Source organism: Herbaspirillum sp. 1173 (genome assembly GCF_031455335.1).
In the GTDB taxonomy this organism is placed as follows: domain Bacteria; phylum Pseudomonadota; class Gammaproteobacteria; order Burkholderiales; family Burkholderiaceae_D; genus Herbaspirillum; species Herbaspirillum huttiense.
Genome location: NZ_JAVDSP010000003.1, coordinates 420,481 through 437,068, shown reverse-complemented (window position 1 = coordinate 437,068; position 16,588 = coordinate 420,481). Strand labels below are relative to the sequence as shown.

Genomic DNA, 16,588 nt, shown 5'->3' with positions numbered 1-16,588 from the left:
GGTTCCGTTGAGTGAGTTGAAAAAGGGCGTCAGGTCTTGCGCAGGCGCGCCAGTTGCTGGGTCAGGTAGGACTGCGAGGCCTGCATCCGGGCCAGCGTCAGGTTGAGGCGATTGAACTGGTTGGTGTAGCTGTCGCGCAGGTTGGACAGGCGTTCGCGGGCGGCGGCCTGCTGGTCGGAGACCGTCTTGAGGCTGCTCTGCAGGCCGCGCGTCTTGCCGGCCAGCAGCCCGGTCTCGCCCGGCACCTTGTCCAGCAGGGCCTGGCTGCGCGTGACCACGCCGCCCTTGTCGGTGAACAGGCGCGCCAGCGCATCGAAGCTGGTGCTGCCGGCCTTGCTCAGGCGGGCGTCGTCCAGGGCCAGCGTGCCGTCCTTCTTGAAACTCACGCCAATGGCCGCCAGCGAGCCATGCTCATTGCCGCTCACGGCCCCCAGCACCGCGTTGCGCAACTGCCCCATCAGGGCCTGCACCATCGTTTCTCTGGCCAGCGGTCCCTGTTCGCCGGCCTGGCCGCGCACCTTGGAGGGGACTTGCCGGGTCAGTGTGGCGACCGACTTGGTCAAGGCATTGAAGGCATTGACGAAGCTGTTGACCGCCTCCTTGGCACCGCTGTTGTCGTTGCTGACGGTGAGCGTGAAGCGGTCGCCGCTGCGGGTGGTCTTGTTCAGGTTGAGCGTCACGCCCGAGATGGCATCGCGGATCTGGTTGCCGGGGGCGGTGATGGCCACGCCATCGATGCTGAGCCGGGCGTCCTGCGGGCGTTGCAGCTGTCCCATGGCGCTGGCCGTGAGCACCGCATAGTCGCCGCTGCCGCGCAGGCGAATGGCATCGCTGCCGCCGTTGCTCAGCACCAGCCGTTCCACGGCCTGGTCACCCTGGCCTTCGCGCCGCACCGTCGCGGTGACGCCGGCCTTGGCCTCATTGATGGCGCTTGCCACGTCGGCCAGGCCCGGTGCGGTACCGGCCGTGCTGGAGGCCGGTGACAGGCTGAAATTGCGGGTGCCAACCGTGAGGCTCACGGTCCCTGTACCGAAACGTTTTTCCAGCGCGACCGACGCGGTGCTGACATTGCCGGAAGGATCGGAAGCGAACACCGCAAAGTCCCCCGTGCCCGACACCCGGATGGCGTTTTGCGCGCCGCTCTCCTTGGCGGTGAGCACCAGGTGTTCCTGCTTGCCGTCGCTGACGATGGAGGCATTCACGCCAGCCTCTGCCGCATTGATGGCATCGCGCACGCCGGCGAGGGTGTGGTTGGCGGGTTTGATGAGCGCGGTCGATCCCTGCCCGGTCTTGATCGCCAGCACACCCACGTCGAAAGTGGTGCCGGGGTTGATGCCGGCCGAGCTGAGCTTGTGCGCCTGCGCCAGTTGCTCCACGCTCAGCGCATAGCTGCCGGCCACCGCACGGGTGGCGTCGCGCGCGGCCTGGGTTTGCGTCATGGCACCGGGTCGCTGCTGCTGTGGATCGAAGCTGATCGCGGAGAGACTGTTGTTGGATCGTACGCTCAGCGTGTTGGCGGTGCCGCCGGTATTGGATTCCAGGACCAGGTGTTCACCGGCTTCGTCGCGCGTGACGCTGGCGGTCACGCCTGCGTTGGCGGCGTTGATGGTATCGCGCAGCCCGGTGACGGTGGCGTCTGCCTTGAGCGTGATGAATGCCGGTGGCCGGGTGCCGACCTTGATGGCCAGTGAATCGCCAGCCCGGAACAGTTGGCCGCTGGCAAAGCCGCTGGAGCGGATCTTCTGGGCCAGCGCGCGGGTGGAGTCATCGGCGTTGATGTCGGCGCTGATGGCGTCGGCCCCGGTCTTGACCTCGCCGCCACTGCCCGTGGCGTTGCCGCTGTTGCTGACCGCCGCCTTCTGGGCGCTGAACCTGGCGGCCGTCAGCCCGGCCAGCGCGCTCTGGTAGGTGCCGAGCGCCTTGTCGAGGCTGCCATAGGCGGCCAGCAGGGCATTGAAGCCATCGGCCTTGCTGGCCAGCGGCGTCAGGCGCGATTTGCTTTCCACGGCGACCAGCTGGTTGACCAGGTTGGCCACGTCCAGTGGACCCGCCGAGGTGGAGATGGAGCCGGTAGATGTTGCCATGTTGCCTCCGTAGCGCAGTCGGTGTTCAGGTGCCGGTGCGCACCAGCGCGCCGCGCACCTGCTGCGTGACAGCCTGCGTGAGCGCCAGGCGCTGGCGGGCTTCGGCGCGCTTGCGCGAGGGCAGGGATTGCAGATCCGGTGCCGTTTCTTCACATGGCAATTCGTAGTCGCCATCGCTGCGCCTTGCTGCGCCCAGTTCCTGCCAGAAAGCGTCATAGTCTGCGTGGACCCGCCCGCGCTTGCCGTGCCGGCTGGCTACGCGATTGCCATTGCTCACCAGCAGCACGCGGCTGCAGCCATGGCCGGCGCCGATGGCGCGCACCATGCGGATCATCAGCGCCTTGGGACGCAGGCCGAACAGGTCGCGCGTGGCGCGCCGGATCTGCTCGCGGCTGTCAGCGCCGCCGCCGCCCTGCAGGCAGCCGATGCGCACGATCCAGCCGTTCCCTTGGCGGCACAGGGTGAAGGCGGTCGAGAACAGGTGGTCCTGGCCGCGATACAGGTGCAGCGCCAGTTCGCCTTCGTGGTCCAGGCTGTTGATGGCGGCCAGGCGCACTTCGTAGTCCTGGCCCGACTTGCCCTGGAACTGGCCGATCGGGATCTGCTGCTGCGAGGCTTGCAGCACCAGCGGGGCCAGGCCACGGCGGATGACGAAGTCGTAGTGGCTGGTCAGGATCTCCAGCCGTTGCGGCCGGCGCAGGCGCAGTGACTGGTAGGGCCGGTAGATCTTGTGCAGCAGGCGCGGCGTGGCCACGGCCAGGGCCGCATGGGTGGCGGTCAGGTTCCAGAAATCCAGCCATTGCCGTGTCTGGCGCGGGGCCAGCAGGCCGCGTGCGCGCAGCTTGATCTGCCGGGCCAGGCGAGAGAGCGGCGCGCGCGGCTGGTCCGGAGCACTGAGCAGGCTGAGCGGCGCACTCGGGCGGGCCGCACGCAGGCGCGCGGGAACGGCCGCGTTCCAGGCCGGGGAGGGGCGGGCGGCACCGGTACTGGCACGTACCAGCTGCACGCAGCGGGCCACGCCCGGTACCAGCAGGTAACACGCCACGGCCAGCAGCAACAGGCTCAGGCAGGCCAGCAACGGTTCCTGGATGTCCAGCAGCAGCCCGTAAGGGCCGGGGGTATGCGGAACGGTAATGAACGACATGGGGACGACTCCTTGCACGATGAAGACAGAGAAAGGGAGCTCTCTGTCTTGCTTGTGCAACGAGCCGCGCAAAATGACGGTCTGTTACAAATTTTTTTTCAGGGGGGCGTTGGCAGCGGTCAGGCGCGCTGGCGGAGCAGTTCAGAACTCGACGATATGGGTCAGGGTGAGCGTGCGGGACGGCTCCACGCCGATGGTGGTAGTGGCGAAGTCGCTGTAGAGGCGGCGGTCGAACAGGTTGCGGATGCCCAGCGTGGTGCGGCTGCCGCTGCCGCGATGGTAGAGGCTGGCGTCGACCCGGGTCTGGCCGGCGATGCGTACCTGCGAATCGCTGTCGCTGAAGGCCATGTAGCTGCTGCGTGCGGTGAGGCCGGCCCCGAAGCCCCAGCCGCGCCAGGCCTCGGACTGCAGGTCATAGTTGCTCCACAAGCTGGCGCGATGGTGGGCGAACTGCGCGATCCGGCGGTCTTCTTCGGTGCTCGCGGCCGGACGGAACAGGCTGTAGCTGTAACTGGCGATGATGTTCCAGCCGCGGGCCAGCCGGCCCGACAGGTTCAGCTCCACGCCCTGGCTGACGGCCGAGGGCAGCAGCACGTAGCTGTTGAAGGGCGAGCTGGTATCGGGAAACACGAACTGCAGCACATTGGTATGGCTGGCACGGTAGAGGGCGGCGGTGAAGATGGCACGGCGCTCCAGCAGCTCCAGCTTGAGGCCGACTTCCGCCGATTTGCCGGTGGTGGCGGGCGCACTGTTGATGCCGGGTTTGCCACCATTGAGGCTGGAGTCCAGCAGCAGCTGGCCCGGGGTGAAACTGCGGAAGGCATTGGCGTAGACGGTGGCGGTGTCGCTGAGCCGATAAGCGATTCCGAGGTTGTAGACCGGGCCGTGCCGGGGCGGCGAGGTGTCGTGCTCGACCCCGTTCATGTCGACGTCCGAAGAGAAATTGTTGCGTTCCTGTTCGTAGCCGATGTTGGCCAGCAGCGTCCAGCGATGCCAGCGCACCTGGTCCTGCAGGTAGAGGTTGGAGGTGTAGATCGCGTCGCGGCCACTGACGATGCCGGGGGTATCGGTGATGGCCGGGAAGTCGCTGGCGACAGGCGGCCAGGTGACGCCGATGACGTTCGAATTGCTGGTGTCGCTGTAGCGGCGCAGGCGTGTGCGCGTGAAGCTGCCACCGGCCATCACCGTATGCTGCCACTCGCCGCTGACGATCTTGCGGGAGAGGCTGTTGTCCAGCCCGATGCTGTCCGAATGCAGCAGCGACTGGTCGCTCACGCAGATGCCGGTGCCTTCGTCCAGGTCCACCGGCGAGCAACTGGTGTAGCCGGCGGAGTGGTAGCGCAGCCGCGTCAGGCGGGCCTTGCTGTTGAGACGCCAGCCGTCACCCAGGTCTTGCTCCCAGCGATAAAACAGCTCGCTCTTGGTGGCCTGGCTGTGATCGTCGGGCAGGCCCCAGGGCGTGTTGCGCAGGTCAGGGCCGGGGCCGGTGTCGGTGAGCATGGCGCTCTGGTAGCCGCCGAAGGGAGACCGTGTGACGTGGTGGCTCAGGCCTGCTACCACGGCGGTATCACGGTCCTTGTAGCCGAGCGAGGCGGCGAGGTAGAACTCGCGCGCGCCGTCGTAGCCATCCAGGGTGCGCTTGTCGTGGGTGGCCGAGAGGATCGTGCGATAGGTCCAGGCGCGGTCCTCCGTGAGGCTGCCGCCGAGGTCGAGGGCGCTGCGGCGATGGCCGCGATTGTCCACCTCCAGAGTCCATTCACGCAGGGTATCGGCCACCGGTTGCTTGGTCACGATGTTGACTGATCCGCCCGGTTCCATCGGTCCGCCGACCACGATGGAGTCGGCACCGCCCAGGACTTCGACGCGTTCGATGGCGGCCATGGGCACATCCAGCGAGGTGATGCTGCGTGAGCCGGCGACCCGGCCATTGGTCACGTTGGACAGCGAGACCAGATCGCCCCAGCCATCGCGCATGACCGGGGCGATGAAGCTGCGCACGTAGAGCGTACCGGCCTGGTCGACGCCGTCGCCGCGGCCATGGACCACGGCGCTGATGTTCTGCAGGCTGTCCACCACCGAGCGCGATTGCTGGCTTTCGAGAACGGAACTGGTGATCTCCTGCAGCGACACTGGCAGGGCCGACAGTTTTTCTTCCTGCCGTGTGGCCAGGCGGCTGCCGCGGGCCAGGAAGCCGCTGTCGAGATAACCGTGGCTGCTGTTGCGCTCCTCCCCGGTGCCGGTCTGCATGACCGGTGGCAGCGGCGGATTGTAGCGGGGCAGCACTTCCGGAATGCGGCGTACCCCGTATGAGCCATCGGCCTGCGCGACCAGTTCCAGCGGGCTGTCGGCCAGTGCGCGCTGCAGTGCCTGGGGTAGCGTGTAGCGGCCTTGCACGCCGTTGCTGGCGAGCCCGGCCGTCACCGCCGGATCGAACAGCACGATGCCACCGGCGGTACGCGCGATGGCGGCCAGCGTCGCTTCCATGCTGGCGGCGGGCAACTGGAAGTCGAACTGCGCCAGCGGGACGGAGGCGGAAACGATTTGCGCGGCAGCGGGCGCGGCCAGCAGCGCCAGCGGGCTGGCCGCGAGGCAGTGCGCCAGCAGGAGGGCGAGGCGGGTGGGGCGCATGAAGCAGGCGGGTTCAGGTGCGTGCGCTGATGGTGACCCAGTAGGGGCTCACCCGTGTCACCGAGATGGGCAAGGCGCTGGCCAGTGCCGACAGGGCGCGCTCGCTGTCATCCAGCGGGAAGGCACCGCTGATGCGCAGCCCCGCCACGGCCGGATCGAGCCTGAGGATGCCCGTGCGGTAAGGACGCAGCGCTGCCACCACCTCGGCCAGCGTGTTGTTGGCGGCGGTGTAGTAACCATCGACCCACGAGGTTTCGCCGCCGGCATTGGCGCGGGCGCTGCCGATGCGGTCGCTGTCGAACCAGAGATGCTGGCCGCCAGTCACTTCGCCACGGGTATTGTTGCGGGTCACCACCCCGACCTGGGTGGCCTGCAGCGCCACCAGTTCGGTGCGGGCAGGCTGCAGGGCCATCGCCAGCGTTCCGCCCAGCAGCTCGGCGCTGCCATGCACGGTCTGGATAATGAAGGGCAGGTCCGCACGCGCCGCTACCTGCAGCTGGATTTCGCCCGCCAGCAAGCGGATTTGCCGCGTGCCCGATGCGATCTGCTGGTCGATGGCGCTGCGCGCGTTGAGGATCAGGGTGCTGCCGTCGGCCAGCAGGGTGCGGCGACGCTCGCCGGTACCGGTGTGCAGGTCGGCGCGCAGTCCTGCCAGCGGGGTGACGCGGTCGGCCAGCAGGCCGGCACCCACGGTGAGGCCGGCCAGCATGGCGATCTGCTTGAGGGCCTTGCGACGCCGGCGCTTCTGTTGCAGCGTGTTGCGCAGCACCTGGGGGGCGGCACCGACCTGGCGCGGAACCTCGAACTGCTGCACCGACTGCGCCAGATTGGCATAGGCCACGGCATGGCGCGGATCAGCCGCTTTCCAGTGTTCGAAGGCGGCTTGTTCGCCTTTGCTCAGTTCGCCTTGTTCGATCTGCAGCATCCACTCGATGGCCTGCTCCACGATCTTGTCTTCGTTCTTCATGCGCGCGCTTACCCCAGCGGCGCGAAGCCGGCGGCCTTGTAGCATTGCAGCAGGCCCTTGGCGACGTAGCGGCGGGCCACGCTGGGCGTGATGCGCAACTGTTCACCGATGGCCTGGTAGGTCAGGCCGTCGAGCTTGTAAAGCAGGAAGGCCGCGCATTCCTTGGCGGTCAGCCCGGCCAGCGCCTGGTCCATGGCGCGCAGGGCCTGCAGCAGTTGCAGCTGGTCTTCGGGCGAGATGGCCTGGGCCTCGCCGTTGGTGTGCGCCAGTGCTTGCAGGCAGGCCTCTTCCAGATCGCGGCGTCGCCACAGCTCGTAGACGATGCGGCGCGAGATCGTGGTCAGCAGCGCGCGCGGTTCGCGCACTTCCTGCGGCGGCGAGGTGAGCAACTGGGTGAAGGTTTCCGCGGCCACGTCCTCGGCGGCAAAGGCATCCCCCACGCTGCGCCGCAGGCGCGTGCGCAACCAGCCATGGTGTTCGATGAACATGGCTTCGATCTGGTGCATGGCGCCGAGCGGATCGGACATCAGAGGTGAACTCATGCGCGGTCAAAAATGCGAGTAATTTTCGAGGGGGAGGCCGTAGTGGCCATGCTGGTCTCATCACCAGTCCGCTCTTGTCGAGGGGCGGGATGCGCTGCAAATTATAAGAGAAATTCACAGTTGTGAAAAAACTGCCTGCGACCATGGATGCGCCGCGCATCTGAGCACGCTTTTGATCAGTATGGACAGGCATTTCCGGGCGATTGACTTAGTCCGTTGTGTGACCAAAGTGTAAAGTTTCGATGGAGATTCCGTGACGGGATCGCTCCCGCAGTCAGTGTTTTGTCAGCTTCGGAGACATGTTGGTGATCTCATTCGCACCGGATGTCATTCATTTTTATTGCGAGTTCCTCTTTGATTTCTGCGCACTTCACTACGAATTTCCTGCGGCCGCATCCGGTTTGATCGAAGGCGTTACCGGACGCGGCAGCTGGCAGTCTTCCACCCGGTCGCGGCCGCGTTCCTTGGCGCGATAGAGTGCGCGGTCAGCTCCCGCGAACAGATCTTCGATGCGCATTTCGGGCCGTGGCACGCAGCTCATCACGCCGGCGCTGATGGTGACCACGCCACCGGCATTGCCTTGATGCGGGATCGCCAGTGCGCGCACACCATCAAGCACCTTCTGGGCGATGCGATGAGCATTGTCGAGATCGGTGTCGGGCAGCAGCAACGCAAATTCCTCGCCGCCGTAGCGCGCTGCCAGGTCGCCGTGCCGACGCTGCATCCCGCGCAGAGTGCGGGCCACGTCCTGGAGGCAGTAGTCGCCCTGGATGTGGCCGTACAGGTCGTTGTACTTCTTGAAGAAATCGACATCGAACATCACCAGCGACAGGGCGCTCTTGCTGCGGCTGGCATTGCGCATGGCCAGTTGCAGCTGTTCGTCCAGATAGCGCCGGTTGGGAATGCCGGTCATGCCGTCCAGCATGGCCTGGGCGCGCAGGTTTTCGGTGAGCAATTTGAGGGACAGGTTCTTCTTTTCGATCTCTTCTTCGGCGCGATCGCGCATGCGCACCACGCGCAGCAGATAGGCCGTCAGCAGGCCAACCAGCAGCGCCGCCGAGACGATCACCAGCAATTGCGCACGCTGCGCTTCGCGCCAGTCGGCCAGCATTTCCTCATGCGCCAGTGCGGCCGTGACGAACAGCGGATAGTCCGGCACCCGGGTGAAATAGTTCAGGCGCAGCACGCCATCCTGGGCCGACTGGATCACCGCCCAGCCCGACTGGCGCTGTTGCGCATGATCGCGATAGAGCGGCAGATCGGCCATGCTCTTGCCGAGGAACTCGCTGCCGTAGGGTCGGCGCAGCAGCATGCTGCCGTCGGTGCTGGCCAGTACCAGTGAGCCCTGCTTGCCGATGTTGAGTTCGTTGAACAGGCGCATGAAGTGGTCCAGGCTCACGCCCACGCGGATGACGCCGGCCGGCTTGCCCTGGCGCAGGCGCGTGCGCGTCACCGGAATGATCCAGCGGCCCGTGACGCTGCTGATGACCGGGGTGCCGATCTGCAGTCCACCGGTCTTGTCCTCCACACGGCGCTCTCCGCGCGCCATGGCCATTGCCGGTTCCATGCCGGACAGGCCGGCGGGCTCCGCATGGGCGGGCCAGCGCTGCCGGGTGTGGCCCTGCTCGTCGATGACCAGCAGGCTGTCCAGTTCGGGAAAGAGCTGGCTTTGCCGGGTGAGCAGATCTTGCACCAGGCCTTGCAGTTCAGCCGGGGAGAGGCTGCGGCTGCCTTCCAGTCCGGCGATTTCCTGTATCAGCAGGTCGGCCGCACGAAAGCTCAGGTTGACCTGGGTAGCCAGGCCGGTGGCGAGGTTGAGGGTGGCGGTCTCGCCGCTCTTGATCGCTGCTTCACGGCTGCTGAGGCTGCCGTTGAGCAAGGCATAACCGAACAGCGCGCTGCCCAGGATGGCCAGGACCAGCGAGGTGATCCTGACCTTGTTGTTGAGACGAGTGAGGGGCATGGCTTACTCCGGGGGATGTTGGGTGAACGTGTCAATCTGAAATCAAATTAATCAAATTCACCATTTGTATTTTAATGCAAATGCATTTTGATTTCCTTTATTGCAATAGAAAGCCCCTTTTTAAAGGGCGGAATTTTGATGTGGATTAAGTCGCTTGTTGCTTTTCGGCAGGCATCGATCGATTCGCGAATTTCTCTCATTTCCTTATGGAATGGCTATTTCCGCATGGTAATGCTCACCATTTGTCACGCCTGGATGATTGATCCGGCAACTGTGGCGTGAAAATGCGACGAAATTTCGTCGTTAAAAACATTTTCATCGAATACGTTAAATAAATCGTTTATATTGCTTTCAGTCGGCTGGCAAGTGTCGGCCCGGCACAGGGGTTTCTTGGGATTGGCTCAGGTGTAAAAACGGAGAGGGGATGAAATGAAAATCACGGATATGAAGATCAGCGTCCGGTTGGGCGTGTGTTTCGCGGCACTCATTGCGGTGATGTGCCTGATCGCGGGCGTGGGCGTCAAGAATTTGTGGTCGGTCAGCGATGCCACCTCGGAAATCGTCAATGACCGCTACGTCAAGGTCGCGCTCGGTGCGCAGATGAGCGACAAGATCAACACGGCCGCCCGCAGTCTGCGCAATGCCATCCTGGCGCGCAATCCGGAGGAGGTGAAAAAATACCTCGACCGGGTCGACACCAATACCAAGGATGTCAGCGAGTTGCTCGGGCGGATGGAAAAACTCATCAACACGCCGCGCGGCAAGGAAATCTTTGCATCGCTGACGCAAGCCCGTGACGAGTACAGCAAGCACCGCGTCAAGGTGGTGGAGCTGGTCCTGCAGCAGAAACGGGATGAGGCCACGGCCTATCTGTTCGATGTGACGATTCCTGCTCAGGACAAATATTTCGCTGCGCTCAAGGACATGACCACGTTCCAGGCCGGCCTGATGGACAAGGCGGTGGAGCGCGCCAATGACGCCTCCAGCAATGCGGTCAACATCATGGTGCTGCTGTCGGCCGCTGCAATCGTGCTCTCTGCGCTGTGTGCCTGGCTGATCACGCGTTCCATCACTCGTCCGCTCAACCAGGCTGTGCAAGTGGCGACGGCTGTGGCGGCTGGTGACCTGACGGTGCAGATCGACAATGCGTCGAAGGATGAAACCGGCGCGCTGCTGGCCTCGCTCAAGGCCATGAACGACAACCTGCACCGCATCGTGACGGAAGTGCGCCAGGGCAGCGACACCATCAATACCGCTTCCGGCGAGATCGCCACCGGCAACCTGGATCTGTCCTCGCGCACCGAGCAGCAAGCCGGCGCGCTGGAAGAAACCGCTTCGGCGATGGAAGAACTGACCTCCACCGTCAAGCAGAACGCCGACAACGCCCGCCAGGCCAACACCTTGGCCGAAACCGCCTCGCAGGTGGCAATCCAGGGCGGCAGCGTGGTCGGTGAAGTGGTGCAGACCATGAGCCAGATCAACGATGCGTCGCGCAAGATCGTCGACATCATCAGCGTCATCGATGGCATCGCCTTCCAGACCAACATCCTGGCCTTGAATGCCGCCGTGGAAGCGGCCCGGGCCGGCGAGCAGGGGCGCGGTTTCGCGGTGGTGGCTTCTGAAGTGCGGACCCTGGCGCAGCGCAGTGCCGCCGCCGCCAAGGAAATCAAGACATTGATCGACGCCTCGGTGGAGCGCGTGGAAAACGGCAGTCGCCTGGTCGAACAGGCCGGTACCACCATGGATGAAGTGGTGGCCAGCGTCAAGCGCGTCACCGATGTGGTGGCCGAGATCACCGCCGCCAGCGGCGAACAGAGCGATGGCATCGAGCAGATCAACCAGGCCATCGTGCAGATGGATGAAGTGACCCAGCAGAATGCCGCGCTGGTGGAAGAAGCGGCCGCCGCTGCGCAATCGCTGCAGGAGCAGTCGGGCCGTCTGGTGGAAACGGTCAGCATCTTCAAGCTGAGCCACCAAGAAACGCGTCGCCCGGCACCGGTGGCTGCTACCGCGGCACGCACCGTGGACGTCACGCCCCGTGCCGCAGCACTGCCGCGCAAGCCGGCAGCCAAGGCCAGCGCACCGGCCAAGGCCCTGCCGGTTGCGCAGCCGGCCCTCAAGCCGGCCGCTGCAGAAGGGGATTGGGAACAGTTCTGAAGGGCCAGCTCAATCCCGCAAGGGGAGGGTTTGGCAAGCAGCGTGTCCATTGGGCGCGCTGTTTTTTTTTTATTGATTCAAGCCTGCATTGAGGCCTGAATTCAAGCGTGAATTAAAGCGTGAATTAACGCGTCAATTCACGTGCGAATTCTGAGCGAGATCCTGTACAGAATACTGCCCCGAATTCGGACCGGCCTCACCCCGGTCAACTGTGCTTACGTCAGCGAAATTCCCTTGAAGCGCGCCAGCTTTTGCAGTGCGTCTTCCAGCGGCAGGCGTGCGCGTCCGGCGGCAATGCGCAGTTCCCGATGCAGTTCGGCTTCCTCGGTCGTGTCGTCTTCGCACTGGCGGCTGTAGCGTTCGAATCCGGCCAGTGCCGTCAGCAGTTCGGCCAGATGGCGCGGACATTCACATTGCATGCGATCGGACTGGTCCGACACCGACGCCAGGGCGCTCTCGCTGAAGCGCGGCTCCGGAACCCATTCGTCCTCGCCCGGCGTCTGCGCGGCTGCCGGCTCCATGCGCCGGATCATCTCGCACAGCCACTCCACATCGATCCCTTCCACCGCCTTGCGCACCACCCGATGCCCGGCTTCGCGCAGGCGCACCACCATCTCCGGCGAGCCGAAGCGATACAGGATCAGTACTGGTACCTGCACGCCGTCGCGGCGCAGCCCCTCCAGCCGCTGATCGAGATCGCTGTCGAGGACCGTGCTTTCCAGCAGCAACAGGTCGCCCTCGAACTGCCTGAGGTCGAGTTCATCCAGGCTCTCGACAGACATGATGACGCTCAGTTGCCGATGCGCCAGCGCCTGGCCGACCGCCTTGGTGGCAATCCAGGGGCCGACCAGGGCCAGCCGCGTGGCCGGACCGGCATGCCGCTCGTGGCTGCCGCTGCCCTCGGCAGGCAGGCTCTGCGCCAGCGCCTGCAGGTCCTGCGGGGGCAGCGTGGCCAGCTTGCCGATGCGATGGCCGGCATCCACCAGTGTCTTGATCCAGACCAGGCGTTGCATGTCTTCCTGCGAATACAGGCGCTGGCCGCCGCCGCTGTGCTGCGAGGAGGTGATGCCGTAACGATGTTCCCAGGCACGCAGCGTCTCGACTGCCATGCCCAACTGGCGCGCCACCGCGCCGGGGCGCAGCAGCGGCAGGTCGGACAGCTCGGCTGTTTCTGCCGCGGGAGCCGGTGAAGAGGGGGCTTGTTGGTTCGTCATTGTCGTATTTCCAACGAAAAATATTTTTGTAATGTACGGATATTTTTTAAATATATCTGTTCAGAGTCGTTGCAAAGCAAATTTGTTGCACGCTGAAAAAGATTTTTTACCGTTTGTTTTGGTGATCTTTTGAGTATGTCACGCTTTTGCCTGAATGTGAAACATCGTGATCAACAACAAGAATCGGCCCGCTCCTTGTGGACACGTGTCGATCCATTCGAGAAACCTTGCATCCCCCCGGAAAGAACCATCATGAAAATATCGGACCTGAAAATCGGCACTCGCCTCTATATCGGCTTCGGATTGGTTTCCGCCATCCTGGTCATCCTGGTCAGCGTGGCCTATGCCAATTTTGCGCGGCTGGGTGCAGCCAATGACATGAACATCCATAGCTACCAGGCACGGGCAGAAATGCAGGCGATGCTCGAAAGCCTGATCAATATGGAAACCGGCGCGCGCGGTTTCGCCCTGACCGGCAATGAGGCTTCGCTTGAACCGATGCAGCAGGGCCTGGCCAGTTTCAAAACGCATCTGGACAAGGCCCGTCAGCTCACCGTGGACAACCCGACCCAGCAACAGCGCTTGCAGCAAGTGGCCGAAGCCGAACAGCGCTGGGTGAGCACGGCCATCGAGCCCACCATCGCCCTGCGCCGCGCCGTGCGTGACGGGCGCGAGGACATGAGCAAGCTGGTGGCCCTCGTGCAGGCCGGCCGCGGCAAAGCCGAGATGGACAACATGCGCGCCATCTTCGCCGAGATGGACCGGATGGAAAGCGGTCTGCAACAAGAGCGCAGCGACCAGGCCGATGCACTGGAAGCGCTCACCGGCAAGACCCTCATCATCGGCGGCGTGGTCGCGGTGGTGCTGGCGCTGCTGCTGGCCTGGTGGCTGGCCAACAACATCACCCGTCCGCTGGCCGTGGCCGTGCGCCTGGCACGCCAGGTGGCCGGCGGCGACCTGACCGCCCGCATCGACGTGCGTTCCCGTGACGAAACCGGCGAGCTCCTCAGCGCACTGAAGGACATGAATGCCAGCCTGGTCACCATCGTCTCGGGCGTGCGCCGTGGTACCGACATGATCGCCACCGCCTCCTCGCAGATCGCCAGCGGCAACCTGGACCTGTCCTCGCGCACCGAACAACAGGCCAGCTCGCTGGAAGAGACCGCATCCTCGATGGAAGAACTGACCTCCACCGTGCAGCAGAACAGCGCCAATGCACGCGAAGCCAACCGCATGGCGCAGGCCGCCTCCGACATCGCCAGCAGCGGTGGCGGCGTGGTCAGCCGCGTGGTGGAAACCATGGAAGAAATCAATGCCTCCTCGCGCAAGATCGTCGACATCATCAGCGTGATTGACGGTATCGCTTTCCAGACCAACATCCTGGCCTTGAATGCCGCCGTGGAAGCGGCACGTGCCGGTGAGCAGGGGCGCGGCTTCGCCGTGGTCGCGACCGAAGTGCGCAGCCTGGCCCAGCGCTCTGCCGCCGCTGCCAAGGAAATCAAGGCGCTCATCAGCGACTCGGTGGCCAAGGTCGAATCGGGCAGCGTGCTGGTCAATGAAGCCGGTGACACCATGCGCGAGATCGTCGAGAGCGTGCAGCGCGTGACCGGCATGATCAACGAGATCAGCGCGGCCGGTGAAGAACAGCGTTCCGGCATCGAGCAGGTGAGCCAGGCGGTCGGCCAGATGGATCAGGTCACGCAGCAGAATGCCGCCCTGGTCGAAGAAGCGGCCGCTGCCTCGCAATCGCTGCAGGAACAGGCGCAGGAACTGGCGCAGGCCGTCAGCGTGTTCCGCCTCGATGCACAGGCCGCCCAGGAGATGCCCATCGACGTAGCTGCCGCCGCAGTGACACCGGCACCGGCGGCCATGAAGAAGGCCCCGGCCACCATCAAGCCGCGCATTGCACCGCGCGAGCCTCGCCTGTCGGCACCGGTGCCCAGCCGCAGTCTGGCGGGCGCTTCCGACGAATGGGTTACTTTCTGATCGCCACGCCACCATGCACGCCGACATCCTCCGATTGACCGCCCCCTTGACGGGGCAAGCCGCGCAAGCCGAACGGGAGCGTGAGCGCCTGGCCGTGCTCGATACCTACTGCGTGCTGGATACCCATCCCGATGTGCTGTGTGATCTGGTGACCGAACTGGCCGCCACGCTGTTCGACACCGAGATCGCGCTGGTCTCGCTGGTGGCGGAAAACCGCCAGTGGTTCAAGTCGCGGCGCGGTCTGGAGGCACCCGGCACACCGCGCTCGCAGTCCTTCTGCAGCCACGTGATCGAGCAGGATCAGGTCATGGTGGTGCTGGATGCGACCCAGGACCTGCGCTTCGCCGACAACCCGCTGGTGACCGGTGAGCCCGGCATCCGCTTCTATGCCGGGGCCCCGCTGCAGGCCAGCGATGGCGTGCGGCTGGGGACGCTGTGCGTGATCGGCAAGTCGCCACGCGCCGCCTTCGGTGATGCTGATCGGACCAAGCTGACGCTGCTGGCGGCCATCGTCATGGCGCGGCTGGAGATCCTGCGGGTGTCCAGCTATATCGACAGCCTGACTTCCTTGCCCAATCGCAGCCGCCTGACCGCCGACCTGCATAGTCTCGCTGCGCTGGGGCAGGACGGCGAGGGTCTGTCCGGCAAGTTGACGGCGGTGGCGGTCGACATCTGTGATCGCGTGTATCTGCGCGACATGATCAAGGCGCTGGGCTGGGATTACGTGGAAGGTTTCCTGATCCAGGCCAAGGAACAGCTGCGCCAGTCGCTGGGTGAGGTGGCGCTCTATCGCATCGGCACCACCACCTTTGCCTACCTGGAGCGGCGCGACATCTGGCAGCAACAGGTGGAACAGATCGAACGTGCCTTCGCCGGTACCGTCGAGTACCAGGGTATTCCGCATCGGCTGGAAATTTCCGTGGGCATCGTGCCGCTGGGACAGTGTGAAGACATCGACGAACTGGTGCCCTCGCTGTTGACGGCAGCTGACATGGCACGTGATTGCGGCAGCCTGCAATGCCGCTATGAACAGCCGCTTGGCAAGCAGCAGAAGCATTCCTTCGAACTGCTGTCGGCCATTCCCGGCGCGCTGCTCACGGGCGACCAGCTGTGGCTGGAATACCAGCCCAAGATCGCGCTGGCCTCGGGCCATTGCGTCGGGGTGGAGGCGCTGCTGCGCTGGCGCCATCCGGTGCATGGGCTGATCTCGCCGGCCCTCTTCATTCCGCTGGCCGAGAAGACCGCGCTGATTCGCCAGGTGACACTGTGGGTGCTGCAACATGGCATCGAGCAGGCGGCGACGTGGGCGCGCCGGGGGCGGGCGATTCCGGTGGCCATCAACGTATCGGCCCGCGACTTCGACAATGATGATCTGGTACTGGCACTGGCTATGCAGTTGCAGCGGCATCGCATTCCGGCCGGGCTGATCGAGATCGAGTTCACCGAAAGCGCGATGAGCAAGAACCCCGAGGCGCTCTACGGGCGGATCCAGGAAATCAAGCGCCTGGGCGTGAAAGTGGCCATCGATGATTTCGGGGCCGGCTTCAGCAACCTGAGCTATCTCAAGAACATTCCGGCGGACTACCTCAAAATCGACCAGTCCTTCATCCGCACCATGGAAAGCAATTACTCCGACCAGCAGATCGTGCCTTCGATGATTCACCTCGGGCAGAAGCTGGGCTTTGCCGTCGTAGCCGAAGGCGTGGAAACCGAGAAGTGCCGCCGCATCCTGCATCACCTCGGGTGCGAATACGGCCAGGGCTACGGCATCGCCCGCCCGATGGCGGCCGCCGATACCTGGGACTGGATCGCGGCGCGCGATTGAGCCGCGCCCATCAACGCTGCCGGCGGCGCATGCCCAAAAAGGAGGGGGCTTGCGGTGAGGATTGGTGAGGCGTATATT

10 protein-coding genes are annotated in these 16,588 nt (G+C 64.5%); 3 read left to right on the top strand and 7 right to left on the bottom strand.

Going from position 1 to position 16,588, the window contains the following annotated elements:
- Window positions 1-29: 29 nt before the first annotated feature.
- From fliD to J2X56_RS13765, 6 genes are all read right to left on the bottom strand, one after another.
- The gene (gene fliD, locus J2X56_RS13790) at window positions 30-2,084 is read right to left on the bottom strand and encodes a flagellar filament capping protein FliD (protein ID WP_310160617.1); all 2,055 of its coding nucleotides are present in this window, start codon (window positions 2,082-2,084) and stop codon (window positions 30-32) included.
- A 25-nt stretch (window positions 2,085-2,109) separates the two neighbouring features.
- Window positions 2,110-3,228: a VirK/YbjX family protein gene (locus tag J2X56_RS13785; protein WP_121038134.1), complete on the bottom strand. Its 1,119-nt coding sequence runs from the start codon at window positions 3,226-3,228 to the stop codon at window positions 2,110-2,112.
- A 141-nt stretch (window positions 3,229-3,369) separates the two neighbouring features.
- Window positions 3,370-5,856 carry a TonB-dependent receptor gene (locus J2X56_RS13780; RefSeq protein WP_134134711.1) on the bottom strand — a complete coding sequence of 829 codons (2,487 nt, stop codon included), beginning with the start codon at window positions 5,854-5,856 and terminating at the stop codon, window positions 3,370-3,372.
- A 13-nt stretch (window positions 5,857-5,869) separates the two neighbouring features.
- On the bottom strand, window positions 5,870-6,823 hold the full coding sequence (locus tag J2X56_RS13775) for a FecR domain-containing protein (RefSeq protein WP_134134712.1): 954 nt from the start codon (window positions 6,821-6,823) through the stop codon (window positions 5,870-5,872).
- Window positions 6,824-6,831: 8 nt separating this feature from the next.
- Window positions 6,832-7,350: a sigma-70 family RNA polymerase sigma factor gene (locus J2X56_RS13770; RefSeq protein WP_245202144.1), complete on the bottom strand. Its 519-nt coding sequence runs from the start codon at window positions 7,348-7,350 to the stop codon at window positions 6,832-6,834.
- A 388-nt stretch (window positions 7,351-7,738) separates the two neighbouring features.
- The gene (locus J2X56_RS13765; RefSeq protein WP_134134714.1) at window positions 7,739-9,328 is read right to left on the bottom strand and encodes a diguanylate cyclase domain-containing protein; all 1,590 of its coding nucleotides are present in this window, start codon (window positions 9,326-9,328) and stop codon (window positions 7,739-7,741) included.
- 429 nt (window positions 9,329-9,757) lie between these two features.
- Here J2X56_RS13765 and J2X56_RS13760 point away from each other — a divergent pair, with 429 nt between their 5' ends.
- A complete protein-coding gene (locus J2X56_RS13760; protein ID WP_204725115.1) occupies window positions 9,758-11,485 on the top strand; it encodes a methyl-accepting chemotaxis protein in 1,728 nt (575 codons plus the stop codon).
- Between the two features lie 215 nt (window positions 11,486-11,700).
- On the opposite strand, the gene J2X56_RS13755 is transcribed toward J2X56_RS13760, so the two are convergent.
- Entirely contained in the window at window positions 11,701-12,699 is a 999-nt protein-coding gene (locus tag J2X56_RS13755) for a MerR family transcriptional regulator (RefSeq protein ID WP_209568612.1), read from the bottom strand.
- Between the two features lie 252 nt (window positions 12,700-12,951).
- On the opposite strand from J2X56_RS13755, the gene J2X56_RS13750 reads away from it, so the two are divergent.
- Entirely contained in the window at window positions 12,952-14,685 is a 1,734-nt protein-coding gene (locus J2X56_RS13750; RefSeq protein ID WP_134134717.1) for a methyl-accepting chemotaxis protein, read from the top strand.
- 46 nt (window positions 14,686-14,731) lie between these two features.
- A complete protein-coding gene (locus tag J2X56_RS13745) occupies window positions 14,732-16,510 on the top strand; it encodes a bifunctional diguanylate cyclase/phosphodiesterase (protein WP_227022587.1) in 1,779 nt (592 codons plus the stop codon).
- Window positions 16,511-16,588 lie beyond the last annotated feature (78 nt).